14 protein-coding genes are annotated in these 12,090 nt (G+C 61.0%); 6 read left to right on the top strand and 8 right to left on the bottom strand.

What is annotated here, in order from left to right; translation table 11 throughout:
* Positions 1-18 precede the first annotated feature (18 nt).
* Complete coding sequence (locus tag U5A08_RS20745) at positions 19-453, bottom strand: MarR family winged helix-turn-helix transcriptional regulator (RefSeq protein WP_276194152.1); 435 nt, start codon at positions 451-453, stop codon at positions 19-21.
* Between the two features lie 81 nt (positions 454-534).
* Here U5A08_RS20745 and U5A08_RS20740 point away from each other — a divergent pair, with 81 nt between their 5' ends.
* On the top strand, positions 535-1,701 hold the full coding sequence (locus tag U5A08_RS20740) for an aminotransferase-like domain-containing protein (RefSeq protein WP_321848388.1): 1,167 nt from the start codon (positions 535-537) through the stop codon (positions 1,699-1,701).
* 10 nt (positions 1,702-1,711) lie between these two features.
* Positions 1,712-2,314 (top strand): glutathione S-transferase family protein, encoded by a 603-nt coding sequence (locus U5A08_RS20735; protein ID WP_321848387.1) that lies wholly within the window; start codon positions 1,712-1,714, stop codon positions 2,312-2,314.
* Between the two features lies 1 nt (position 2,315).
* On the opposite strand, the gene U5A08_RS20730 is transcribed toward U5A08_RS20735, so the two are convergent.
* Entirely contained in the window at positions 2,316-3,233 is a 918-nt protein-coding gene (locus tag U5A08_RS20730; RefSeq protein ID WP_198717279.1) for a LysR family transcriptional regulator, read from the bottom strand.
* 111 nt (positions 3,234-3,344) lie between these two features.
* Between U5A08_RS20730 and U5A08_RS20725 the strand changes: the two genes are divergently transcribed.
* Genes U5A08_RS20725 through U5A08_RS20715 form a run of 3 tightly spaced genes read left to right on the top strand, consistent with a single transcriptional unit; the run spans position 3,345 to position 6,287 of the window.
* Positions 3,345-4,637 carry a CitMHS family transporter gene (locus tag U5A08_RS20725; protein WP_321848386.1) on the top strand — a complete coding sequence of 431 codons (1,293 nt, stop codon included), beginning with the start codon at positions 3,345-3,347 and terminating at the stop codon, positions 4,635-4,637.
* Position 4,638: 1 nt separating this feature from the next.
* Positions 4,639-5,964 (top strand): acyclic terpene utilization AtuA family protein, encoded by a 1,326-nt coding sequence (locus tag U5A08_RS20720; protein ID WP_198717281.1) that lies wholly within the window; start codon positions 4,639-4,641, stop codon positions 5,962-5,964.
* Entirely contained in the window at positions 5,961-6,287 is a 327-nt protein-coding gene (locus U5A08_RS20715) for an AtuA-related protein (RefSeq protein ID WP_198717282.1), read from the top strand. The genes U5A08_RS20720 and U5A08_RS20715 overlap by 4 nt, the downstream gene beginning before the upstream one ends.
* A gap of 301 nt (positions 6,288-6,588) precedes the next feature.
* On the opposite strand, the gene U5A08_RS20710 is transcribed toward U5A08_RS20715, so the two are convergent.
* The 6 genes from U5A08_RS20710 to U5A08_RS20685 all read right to left on the bottom strand — a co-directional run bounded on the left by U5A08_RS20710 (position 6,589) and on the right by U5A08_RS20685 (position 10,872).
* Positions 6,589-7,963, bottom strand: a protein-coding gene (locus U5A08_RS20710; protein WP_425262811.1) for an IS3 family transposase whose coding sequence is annotated in 2 segments (ribosomal slippage) — positions 6,589-7,482 and positions 7,484-7,963 — 1,374 coding nt in all. Because the reading frame shifts where the segments join, the coding sequence is not laid out codon by codon here.
* Between the two features lie 128 nt (positions 7,964-8,091).
* Positions 8,092-8,463 carry a glutathione S-transferase N-terminal domain-containing protein gene (locus U5A08_RS20705; protein ID WP_198717283.1) on the bottom strand — a complete coding sequence of 124 codons (372 nt, stop codon included), beginning with the start codon at positions 8,461-8,463 and terminating at the stop codon, positions 8,092-8,094.
* A 100-nt stretch (positions 8,464-8,563) separates the two neighbouring features.
* Positions 8,564-9,109, bottom strand: coding sequence for a GTP cyclohydrolase I FolE (gene folE / locus U5A08_RS20700; RefSeq protein WP_017845839.1), 546 nt, complete (start codon positions 9,107-9,109; stop codon positions 8,564-8,566).
* A gap of 78 nt (positions 9,110-9,187) precedes the next feature.
* Positions 9,188-9,745 carry a Smr/MutS family protein gene (locus U5A08_RS20695; protein ID WP_198717284.1) on the bottom strand — a complete coding sequence of 186 codons (558 nt, stop codon included), beginning with the start codon at positions 9,743-9,745 and terminating at the stop codon, positions 9,188-9,190.
* A 75-nt stretch (positions 9,746-9,820) separates the two neighbouring features.
* Entirely contained in the window at positions 9,821-10,141 is a 321-nt protein-coding gene (locus U5A08_RS20690) for a hypothetical protein (protein ID WP_198717285.1), read from the bottom strand.
* Positions 10,142-10,281: 140 nt separating this feature from the next.
* On the bottom strand, positions 10,282-10,872 hold the full coding sequence (locus tag U5A08_RS20685) for a cysteine hydrolase family protein (RefSeq protein WP_198717286.1): 591 nt from the start codon (positions 10,870-10,872) through the stop codon (positions 10,282-10,284).
* Between the two features lie 240 nt (positions 10,873-11,112).
* On the opposite strand from U5A08_RS20685, the gene prmB reads away from it, so the two are divergent.
* Positions 11,113-12,021, top strand: a complete 909-nt coding sequence (gene prmB / locus U5A08_RS20680; protein WP_198717287.1) for a 50S ribosomal protein L3 N(5)-glutamine methyltransferase — start codon at positions 11,113-11,115, stop codon at positions 12,019-12,021.
* Positions 12,022-12,090 lie beyond the last annotated feature (69 nt).

The following is a 12,090-nucleotide window of genomic DNA, read 5'->3' as shown; positions in this document are numbered from 1 at the left end:
GCAAAAATGGATGAAAGGCTAATTCACCGCACTCAGCGCCAGATTGACCGCCAGCCAGCCGTTCACCGCTTCTTCCCCCGCCTCATTGAAGGCGCGCTGCAACAGCTTCACCTGTTCACGGCGTAAGGATTGCTCGAAGCGCAGGCCTTCGGTGCTCAATTCCAGCAGGCGTTTGCGCTTGTCGGTCTCGGACGCGACGCTCTCCACCAGGTGCATTTCCTGTAATTGGCGCAGCGGCATGTTCAGCGCCTGCTTGCTCACGCCGAGCAATTCCAGCAGCTCCTTCACGTTCAGGCCGGGGTAGCGCGCGATAAAAAACACGATGCGCTGATGCACCCGGCTCAGGCCACGGCGCTCCAGCATTTCGTCGGCCTTGGCGGTGAACGCCTGGTAGCCGAAGAAGAACGCCTCCATGGCTTTTTGCTGGCTGGTCTGGTTTTTAAGGTCAAGCATATTGACGTATCCACTGAAGTCGTCGTAATTTCGGTCAACCAGTTTGACGTATTTCCCACAGGCTTTGCTACCGGTGACCCTATGGCCTTCTCAGAACGTGTTACACGCCTCAAAAGCTCCCTGATCCGTGAAATCCTCGCGGCGGCCCAGCGCCCGGAAGTGATGTCGTTCGCCGGCGGGTTGCCTGCCGAAGCGATGTTGCCCGCGTTGAACTGGGACGACATGCCGTTGAATATCGGCCAATACGGCATGAGTGAAGGCGAGCCGCAGCTGCGTGAATTGCTCGCCGCCGAGGCGCGCGCACTCGGCGTGCCGTGCCAGGCCAGCCAGGTGCTGGTGGTCAGCGGCTCGCAGCAGACCCTGGACCTGGCGGCCAAGCTGTATATCGACAAGGGCACGAAAATCCTCTTGGAAGGCCCGACCTACCTGGCCGCGCTGCAGATTTTCCAACTGTTCGGCGCCGAGTGTCTCACCGTGCAACTGGAAGCCGACGGCCCGGACCTGGCCGCGCTGCGCACAAATCTGGAACGCCACCGCCCGGCGTTCATCTACCTGATCCCGACGTTCCAGAACCCGTCGGCCGTGCGTTACAGCGAGGCCAAGCGCGAAGCCGTCGCGGCGTTGCTCGACGAGTTCGGCGTGACCCTGATCGAAGACGAACCCTACCGCGAACTGACCTTCGACGGCGGCAGTGCACAGCCCATCGCCGGCCGTCTGAAAAAGGCCAGTTGGATCTACACCGGTACCGTGTCCAAAACATTGTTGCCTGGCCTGCGCGTCGGTTACCTGATCACCAGCCCCGACCTGTTCCCGCACCTGCTCAAGCTCAAGCAGTCGGCCGACCTGCACACCAATCGCATCGGCCAGTGGCAGGCGATGCGGTGGATCGGCAGCGAAAAGTATCAACAGCACCTGGTGGAACTGCGCAGTTTCTATCGCCAGCGCCGCGACTCATTCCAGGCCGCATTGGTGCGACATTTCAACGATCTGGCGGACTGGCAGGTGCCCCAGGGCGGATTATTCTTCTGGCTGACCTTGAAACAACCGCTCGATACCCGCACCTTGTTGGCACCTGCACTCGATCAGAACGTCGCGTTCATGCCCGGTGAACCGTTTTTTTCCGAGCCGGACCAGCACCTTGGCTCACTGCGGCTCAATTTCAGCCATATCGACCCGTCCCGTTTGGACGAAGGTCTCAAGCGCCTGGCCGCAGTGGTCCGTCAAGCACAGCACGCGCAAGCGGCATAAGGGGAGCCCCATGTACAAGGTTTATGGCGATCACAAGTCGGGCAACTGCTACAAGGTCAAATTGATGCTCAACCTGTTGGGCATCCCGTATCAATGGGTGGATGTCGACATCCTCAACGGCGGCACCGAGACCCCTGAGTTCCTGGCCAAGAACCCCAACGGCAAGATCCCGGTGCTGGAACTTGAAGACGGCACCTGCCTGTGGGAATCCAACGCGATCCTCAACTTCCTCGCCGATGGCAGCGAGTTTCTGCCCACCGAACCGCGCCTGCGCACCCAGGTGTTGCAGTGGCAGTTCTTCGAGCAGTACAGCCATGAGCCGTATATTGCGGTGGCGCGGTTTATCCAGCTGTATTTGGGCTTGCCGCAGGATCGCCTCGACGAATACAACACCAGTCACAAGGGCGGCTACAAGGCGTTGAGGGTGATGGAGCGTCAGTTGCAAAGCACGCCGTACCTGGTGGGCGAGCAGTATTCGATTGCCGATATTGCGCTGTATGCCTACACCCATGTGGCGCATGAGGGCGGTTTTGACTTGACGCCTTACCCGGCCGTGCAGGCGTGGCTGAAGCGGGTGGCCAGCCATCCCAAGCATGTGGCCATGCTTGACTGACTCACTCGGTCAACGGTGGGAGGGGGCTCAGTGGTGTGTCGGATAATTGCTCATGCAGTAAGTCGAAACAGCGCTGCGCCGCCGGGCTCAGGCCCATCCCGCTGCGACTGATCAGCCCGATCTCCCGGTTCACGCCGGGATGATCGATGCTGATGCGCTTCAACCCCTCCAGGCTGTCCGCCGCCGACTCCGGCAACACACTGATCCCCAAGCCCTGACGCACCAGCGCCAACACCGTCGACATGTAGTTGGCCTCCATGCCTGCGTTCATCGTCAGGCGTGTCTGATCAAATAACGCCTCGACGTGTTCGCGCACGCTGCTGTCGCGCCCGGTCAGGATGATCGGCTGATCCGCCAGTTGCTCCAGGGTCAACGTCCGATGGCGGGCGAGCGGATGATCCAGCGGTACAAACGCGCACAACCGATCATTGAGCACCGGCACAAACGCCAGCCCGTGGCTCAGTCGTGCGCGCACGCCGATGCCGAAATCCACCTCGCCCGAGCGTACCTGGGCGTGAATGCGGTGGGCCACCAAGTCATGCAGGCGCACTTCGATTCCGCCAAACCGTTCGCGAAACAGGCGCAGCGCGGGCGGCAGGGCGCCTGCGCAGACCGAGGGCAGGGCGGCGATAGTCACCACGCCCCGGCGCAGGGCGGCGAGGTCGCGGGAGCCGGTGACGATGTTGTCCAGGTCCAGCAGCAGTTTTTCCATCGGCCCGCGCGCCTCCTGGCCGGCGGCGGTGATGCTCACATGTCGCGGGCTGCGGTCGAGCAGGGCGACGCCGAGCCAGTCTTCCAGTTGCTGAACTTGCACGGTGAGCGCGGACGGCGACAGGTGCAGTTCGTTGGCCGCCTTGGTAAAGCTGCCGGTGCGCGCGACGGCGAGGAAGGCGTGGATGTGTTGGATTGAATTCTTCATTTTGTTTTTCCGAACACCAGCGGGTGAATATTCCAATTTACAAAGTCTAACGCGCTTCCAATACTCCAGGGAAAACAATAACCGGCCACCAAGGCCGCTCTGGAGTAACCCATGCTCGCTACCCTGGGTGTCATTACCATCCTTTGCTTGCTCGCTGCCGTCATGAGCAAACGCCTCTCGCCCCTGGTGGCGCTGATCGCCTTGCCGATCATCGCCGCGCTGCTCGGTGGGTTTGGCCTGCAAACCAGTGCCTTCGTCATTACCGGTATCAAGAACGTCGCCCCGGTGGTGGGCATGTTTGTGTTCGCGATCCTGTTTTTCGGGATCATGACCGATGCCGGCATGCTGGACCCCATCATCGATCGCATCCTGCGCACAGTAGGGACGCGCCCGACACGCATTGTCGTTGGCACCGCGACCCTGGCCCTGCTGGTCCACCTGGACGGCTCCGGCGCGGTGACGTTTCTGGTGACGGTGCCGGCGATGCTGCCGCTGTATACGCGGCTGGGCATCGAAAAACGCATCCTCGCCTGCGTCTGCGCGATGGCCGCCGGGGTCAACTTCCTACCGTGGACCGGCCCGGTGCTGCGCTCGTCGGCCGCGTTGCATGTGCCGGTGGCGGACCTGTTCCAGCCGCTGATCCCGGTGCAGATCGTCGGCTTGATCTTCGTCTTCGCCTGCGCCTGGTGGCTTGGCCATCGTGAGGAAAAACGCCTGGGCCTGGGCGCCGGTTCGACGGTGGACGCGATGCCGCAACGGGTGCTCAGCGACGACGACATCAAGCTGCGTCGCCCACGGCTGTTCTGGGTCAACCTGCTTCTGACCGTGCTGGTCATGGTGGTGATGATTGCCGGCTGGGTCGACCCGGTGGTGATGTTCATGCTCGGTACCGTGGTCGCGCTGTGCATCAACTACCCGAATGTCGACGCCCAGCGTGCACGCATCGATGCCCATGCAAAAACGGCGCTGACCATGGCCAGTATCCTGCTCGCCGCCGGGGTGTTCACCGGCATCATGCAAGGCACCGGCATGCTCAAGGCGATTGCCGAAGTGGCGGTGGCGCAGATTCCGGCTGGCCATGGCAAGTTGATCCCGGCGGTGGTGGGCTTTATTTCCATGCCGCTGAGCATGTTGTTTGACCCTGATTCCTACTATTTCGGCGTGATGCCGGTGATCGCCGAAGTCGGCAAGGCCCTGGGCGTCGACCCGCTGCAAGTGGCCCAGGCCTCGTTGCTCGGCGTACACACCACCGGTTTCCCGGTCAGCCCGCTGACCCCCGCGACCTTCCTGTTGGTGGGCCTGTGCAAGATCGAACTGGCCGATCACCAGCGCTTCACCATTCCGTTTCTGTTCGCCGCGTCGGTGTTGATGACCCTGACGGCGTTGCTCTTGGGAGTGTTTTGAGATGAAAACCTTGCGCATCGGTTCCGGCGCCGGCTACTCCGGCGACCGTATCGAACCTGCCGTGGAACTGGCCGAACTTGGCGACCTGGATTATCTGGTTTTCGAATGCCTGGCCGAACGCACCATCGCCTTGGCGCAACAGGCGCGCATCAGCGATCCACAGGGCGGGTATGACCCGCTGCTGAGTGAACGCATGCGCCGGGTGCTGCCCTTTGTGGGCGAGCATGAAGGTCGTCGGCGCTTGCGGGTGATCACCAATATGGGCGCGGCCAACCCGGTGTCGGCGGCCCGTGAAGTGCGGCGCATCGCCAGCGAACTGGGCCTGGCCCTCAAGGTCGTGGCGGTGGTGGGCGATGATGTGCTCGACGTGTTGCGCCCCGAGCAGGTGTTGGATAACGGCCAGACGCTCGGCTCGCTGGGCGCGCGGCTGATTTCCGCGAACGCCTACCTGGGCGTCGACGGCATTCTGGATGCGTTGCACGCCGGGGCCGATGTGGTGATCACCGGGCGTGTTGCGGACCCCTCGTTGTTCCTGGCGCCGCAGATGTTTGAGTTTGGTTGGGCGGCGCACGATTGGCCGCGCCTGGGGCGGGGCACGCTGGTCGGGCATTTGCTCGAATGCGCGGGGCAGGTCAGCGGTGGTTATTTCGCCGATCCCGGGTTCAAGGACGTGGATGACCTGGCGCGCCTGGGCTTCCCCTTGGCCGAGATCGATGCCGAGGGTAACGCCGTGATCACCAAAGTGAGCGGGTCCGGCGGGCGCGTCAGCCGCGCCACGTGTACTGAGCAACTGATCTACGAAGTGCATGACCCGGCGGCATACCTGACGCCGGACGTGACGGCCGACTTTTCCCGCGTGAGCTTTGTCGAGGAAAGCGTCGACCGGGTACGCGCCCAGGGCGCTGCCGGACGGGCGCGGCCAGAGCGGTTGAAAGTCAGCGTGGGTTATCTGGACGGGTGGATCGGCGAGGGGCAGATGTCCTACGGCGGCCCGGGCGCCGTCGCACGCGCCCAACTGGCGCGGGAAGTGGTGCTCAAGCGTCTGGAACTGATGGGCGTGAAGATGCAGGACGTGCGCGCCGAGTTGATCGGCATGGACTCGCTGCACGGCCCGCGCAGCAGCGTCGAGCCGTGGGAAGTGCGCCTGCGCGTGGCCGCGCGCTGTGAAGAGCGCAGCGAAGCGGTGCGGGTTGGCAATGAAGTGGAAACCCTCTACACCAACGGCCCGTCCGGCGGCGGCGGTGCCAGCAAGAGCGTGCGCCAGGTGGTGGCGGTGGCATCGTTGTTGTTGCCGCGCGGCGCAGTCAACCCGAGGATCGAAGCATGAAGCTGCATACCCTGGCCCATTCCCGCACCGGGGATAAGGGCGACACCTCGAATATCTCGATCATTGCCTATCGCGCCGAGGATTATCCGCGGCTCTGCGAACAGCTCACGGCCGAGCGTGTGGCGGCGTTCTTCGCCGGTTTGTTGGAACCGGGAGCGGCGCCGGTACGGCGCTATGAGTTGCCCAATGTCCAGGCGCTGAACTTCGTGTTGCCGGGGATCTTGCGCGGCGGAGTGACCCGCTCGCTGGCGCTGGATGCCCATGGCAAATGCCTGGGGTCGGCGCTGCTGGATCTGGACCTGGATTTGCCAACACCGAACTAAATGTGGGAGGGGGCTTGCCCCCGATGAGGGCGTGTCAGTCGTCGAATATATCAACTGACACTCCGCGATCGGGGGCAAGCCCCCTCCCACATTCGAACTGCGGCGCCATCAAGCACCGCACTCCATCACATCAACTCAGCGCGCCGTCACGAGCAAGCCGGAGTCGCCAGCGTTTCAGGCGGACTACGACGCCGCATCCCAAGCGCTGGTGCCTTCCCAAGACTGACACAACACAAAATGTGGGAGGGGGCTTGCCCCCGATAACGGTGTGAAGTGCGCCCCAAAAGTTGGACAGTGATTGTTAGGCTACAGCGGACCGGGCTCTGTACGCTACAGGGCTCAGTCCGCCAAGCTTCGTTTTGATTCGTTTATGGTTGTAGTAATGGATGTATTCAGCCAGTCCAGCCTGCAACTGAGCCACGCTGTCGAAGCTTTCCCGGTAGTAAAATTCTGACTTCAACGTACCAAAGAAGCTCTCCATTGTGGCGTTGTCATAGCAGTTTCCTCTGCGTGACATGCTCTGTTCCAACCCTGCTTTTTCTAGTTGATCCCGGTACTTTGGGTATCGATAGTGCCAACCCTGATCCGAGTGCAGCATGGGTTTGACGCCCTCAGGCAAGCGCTCAAGAGCTTGTTCCAGCATGTCGCCCACCAACGCATATTGGGGGCGTGTGGCGGTCTGATAAGCCACGATTTCTCCGTTGTACAAGTCTAAAACTGGAGACAGATACAGCTTTCCGCCAGCCACTTTGAACTCGGTGACATCCGTTACCCATTTCTGATTCGGTTGTTCAGCCTCGAACTGACGAGCCAGGGTATTGGGCGAGACTTTTCCCATCGGCCCTCGATACGATCTGTATTTCTTCGGTCGTACCGTACATTTCAGACTCAACTCCCCCATCAGTCGCCGCACCGTTTTACTGTTGATCAACTGTCCGTTGCTGCGCAGAGCTAAAGTCATACGACGATAGCCGAAGCGCCCCTTATGCTCGTCTTGAAGGCTCTGGATAGAGGCTTTCAGCGAAACGAACCGGTCTGCTCCGTCCATCGCCTTGAGTTGGTAGTAGTACGTGCTGCGGGCGAGCCCAACCAGTTTGAGCAAAGGGTCCAAAGGGAAGCTTTGCCTCAACTCAGAGACTAATCGGGCTTTTTCTTCGCTTCTTTCTCGCGCCTCATTACCGCCTCGCCTAACTCCCCAAGCTTTTTAGGTAGGCGTTCTCCATGCGCAAATACTGGAGTTCATCAAGTAAAGCCTTGTGAGCACGCTCTTGGTCGGTGAGTGGGGCAGCCGTTTTTCGAGGTTTAGCTGGTGGTTTGGACATAGCGATATTCAATCCTTTTTCCCCTGAGGCCAGGGCTTCAATACCGCCACTGTAATACTGCTGCTGCCATCTGCCCACTTGGGTAGAGTCACCCAGATTGAAGAGTGCCGCTGCGCGGCGAAAAGAGAGGGAGTCACGCCACATGCGTTGCAGAACGGAGAACTTGAACAAAGCACTATAACGTCCACCGGAACTACTCAGACTGGCCTCACCGTGCAGCCGGTAAGCTTCCACCCAGCGGCGAAGCAAAGTGGGGTCCATTTGAAATCGGGCTGCAATATGGCGAAAGCCACGGCCTCGCTCTAGGAAGGCGGTAATGGCGGAAAGTTTGAACTGCGCGGCGTACTTGCTCATGAAAAAGCCCCAGGAGTTGGATGAGTGTCCAACTTTTGGGGCGCACTTCAGTGTGTCAGCCGGCATCTAATTGACTGATACACCACCATCGGGCAAGCCCCCTCCCACATTGGATCGGCGCAGGTCTGTCAGATGGCGGCGAAACGCTTGTCCAGGTAATCGATGATCACCTTGGAGTCATACATCCAGGTGGTTTGGCCATTCTCTTCGATGCGCAGGCACGGCACTTTGATCTTGCCACCTTGTTCCAGCAGGGCCTGGCGATCCTGTTCGTTGTTCTTCGCATCCTTCAACGCTACCGGCACATTCAGGCGATGCAGGGTACGACGGGTCTTCACGCAGAACGGGCAAGCGTGGAACTGATACAGGGTCAGCTCTTTGGCGGCCGCGTTGACCTGCGCCTGCTGCTCGGCGGGGCGCTGCTTTTTGCGTGGGCGGGTAATGTAGTCGCCCGCGATGATGACGTGGCCGAGGCCCACTCGAAGTGCTTTGACGAACATGGCTGAAACCTCTTGCCCAGAACAGAGGGCCGCATCTTACTTGATTTACGGGGGCGAAAAAAAACCGGCGATGAACGCCGGCTTTTTCCTACCCGACCGGTTACTTGATCAGGCTGAGGAACTCGCTGCGGGTCGCCGCGTTTTCGCGGAACTCACCCAGCATCACCGAGGTGATCATCGACGAATTCTGTTTCTCCACACCGCGCATCATCATGCACATGTGCTTGGCTTCGATCACCACGGCCACGCCCAGCGCGCCGGTCACTTGCATCACGGCATCGGCGATCTGGCGGCTGAGGTTTTCCTGGATCTGCAGGCGGCGCGCATACATGTCGACAATTCGCGCGACTTTCGACAGGCCCAGCACTTTGCCGCTCGGGATATACGCGACATGGGCCTTGCCGATAAACGGCAGCAGGTGGTGTTCGCACAGCGAGTACAACTCGATGTCCTTGACCAGCACCATTTCACTGTTGTCGGAGCTGAACAAGGCACCGTTGGTGACTTCTTCCAGTGTCTGTTCATAGCCGCGGCAAAGGTACTGCATCGCCTTGGCGGCACGCTTTGGCGTGTCGAGCAGGCCCTCGCGGGTAACGTCCTCGCCGAGTTGGCCGAGGATCGCGGTGTAATTCTGTTCCAGGGACATGAAACTACCTGTGGGATTTTCGCAAAGCGCAAGGGTACGGTGGCCGACACATCGCTGCAAGCCTGACGATGGCACTTGTTACTCGTCGCGCCCTTCCATCATGGTGCGCTTGAGCATCACGTATACCGCGCCCGCGCCACCATGGCGGGCCTGGCAAGAGGTAAAGCCGAGCACCTGGGCATGCTGGCGCAGCCAGGTGTTGACGTGGCTCTTGATCATCGGCCGCTTGCCGTCCAGGCGCACGGCCTTGCCGTGGGTGACGCGCACGCAGCGGATTTCGAACTTGGTGGCTTCGGCGAGGAATGCCCAGAGGGTTTCCCGGGCTTTTTCCACATTCATACCGTGCAGGTCGAGGCTGCCTTCGAACGGAATCTGGCCGACCTTGAGCTTGCGCATCTGGCTTTCCTGTACGCCGTCGCGGGCCCACATCAACTCGTCTTCGGGGCCGACGTCGATGACGAACTGGTCCGACAGACCGTCCACGGTGGTGGCATCGGTGCGCACGGTCGCGGCCTGGCGCAGCTTGGCGATCTGCGCCCGGTCAGTCTTGGGTTTGCCGGTCTCGGCGCGGTCGTGCTTGATCGGCTTGACGCCGCGCAGCTCGTTTTTGAACAGGGAAAAATCGTCGTCTTGCATGTCAGCCTCCGCGAGGGGCGGGCAGTTTACCTAAATCGCGGCGGCCGGGGCGCAGGAAACGCTATCCAAGCGCCATCAGTCGTGCTTTTTCATCAAGTGCGAGGCGATGTTCAGCTCCAATGGCTGGCGCATCCGGCGACGGCTGCGGCGCCACAACCACACGCCGAACCACAGCACCAACAGGCCGATCACCAACAGAATCGCCGAGCCGCCGGGGCTGGCATTCAGTTCGCCCAGCGCCGGGGAATGTCCCGACAAGCCAGCGCCGCCGGCGACCGCCAGCAGCACACCTATTATCGCCAGCAGCGCGGCAATGCCGGTTGCCAGGCGCAGACGCCAGTTGCTCGGGCCCTTGGAGCGCAAGCGACGAGCATCAAAACCATCGGATATCTTCATTCCGACCTTTCCTCCAGGGTATCGGCCCTTCGACCGGAAGATACACAGGTTGTTCCTGTGCCAGAGGTAATTGCAGCAAATGACAGGCATTTGCAGATGAGCGGGGCCTTGAATCGGCCGCGCCGCTCATCCCAAGGCAATCAGATCAGGTCTTTGGTCAAGGCGAGGGTGGCGAAGTTGTCGGCCATGATGGCCATTTCGGTTTGTTGCACGTGCTCGGCACTCAGGACGCCGCCCTTGTAGGGCAGGTCGCGGGTGGCGCAGGCGTCTTCCACCAGGGTGCAACGAAAGCCCAGGTTCTTGGCGGCGCGCACGGTGGTGCTGACGCTGGAGTGGCTCATGAAACCGCAGACGATCAGGTCCAGAGGGCCGAGGTCCTGCAGGTGTTTTTCCAGGCCGGTGCCGTGGAACGCGCTGGGCAGCAATTTACCGATGATGGTTTCGTCGCCCATAGGCTCCAGGCCGGGAATGAACTCGCCGCGCTCGCCTTGTGGGTCAAACAGGCCGCCCACGGTGCCCAGGTGGCGCACATGCACAATTGGGCGACCGGCGTTGCGCGCCGCGGCGACCAGTTGCTTGATATTGCCGACCGCCGCGTCCATGCCCGTGAGGGCGAGTGGACCGCTGAGGTATTCCTTCTGCGCATCGATGATCACGAGGGTCGCATGGCTGAGATTGGCAGCCGCGTAACCTCGACCGCTGATTTGAAACATCGTCTTTGGAACGGACATTCTGGGGGCTCCTGTGAGGGGGGCTTTTGCGCCATTGTCCACTGGCTGAGCGGTTCTGTGAATCGCTACCATCGTAAGCTACGCCGTTGCTGGCGTGCAGCCATGTCAAGAGGTGCGCTTGTTTGACGCGATGATGGCAAATTGGATGAAATCCGACATACGGCTGAGGCTTTTCGTACATCGTCGGTACAGACGAAGGCTGTTAGAATCGCCAGTCGTTTTTTCCAGGAGTCTGCCCCCGTGATCACTTCCCGCCTGCGCACCTTGCGCGACCATATCCGTTGGGCTGTCAGCCGTTTCCATGGGGAAGAGCTGTTTTTCGGGCATGGTACCGACAATGCCTGGGACGACGCCCGGCAATTGGTGCTCGGCGCCTTGCATCTGCCCTGGGAAATCGCCGACAGCTACCTCGATTGCAACCTGGAAGAAGAGGAAGTTGCCCACCTGCAACGGCTGCTCCACCGTCGCATCCATGAGCGGGTGCCGACAGCCTACCTGATTGGCGAGGCTTGGTTCTGCGGCATGTCGTTTATCGTTGACGAGCGCGTGCTGATCCCGCGCTCACCGATCAGCGAACTGATCGAAAACCGCTTCGAACCCTGGCTGGACCAGCCGCCGGCACGCATTCTTGACCTGTGTACCGGCTCTGGTTGCATCGGCATCGCCTGTGCCTACGAGTTCCAGGACGCCGAAGTGGTGTTGGGGGACGTGTCGTTTGAAGCGTTGGAAGTGGCCAACCAGAACATTGAGCGCCATGGCGCCGACGAGCGTGTGTATACCGTTCAGGGCGATGGCTTTGATGGTTTGCCAGGCCAGCGCTTCGATTTGATCGTGTCCAACCCGCCGTATGTGGACGCTGAAGACTTCGCCGACATGCCGGACGAGTACCAGCATGAACCGGAACTGGGCCTGGCCTGCGGCGACGATGGCTTGAACCTGGTACGGCGGATGCTGGCCGAGGCGGCGGACCACCTGACCGAGAAGGGCTTGTTGATCGTCGAAGTGGGCAACAGCCAGGTGCATGTCGAGGCGCTGTACCCGGAAGTCGACTTCGCATGGCTGGAGTTCCAGCGCGGCGGGCACGGGGTGTTCATGCTCACGGCGGAGCAGTGCCGCAACCATCAGGCGGTATTCGCCGCCAGGGTTTAACCGACCCGTGTGGGAGGGGGCTTGCCCCCGATGCGGGCGTGACAGTCACTGAATGCATTGACTGATGCA

The sequence above is a fragment of the Pseudomonas paraveronii genome (assembly GCF_963681955.1).
Lineage (GTDB): Bacteria > Pseudomonadota > Gammaproteobacteria > Pseudomonadales > Pseudomonadaceae > Aquipseudomonas > Aquipseudomonas paraveronii.
The sequence above is the reverse complement of the archived record's forward strand: the minus strand, read 5'-3'. Positions and strand labels throughout refer to the sequence as shown.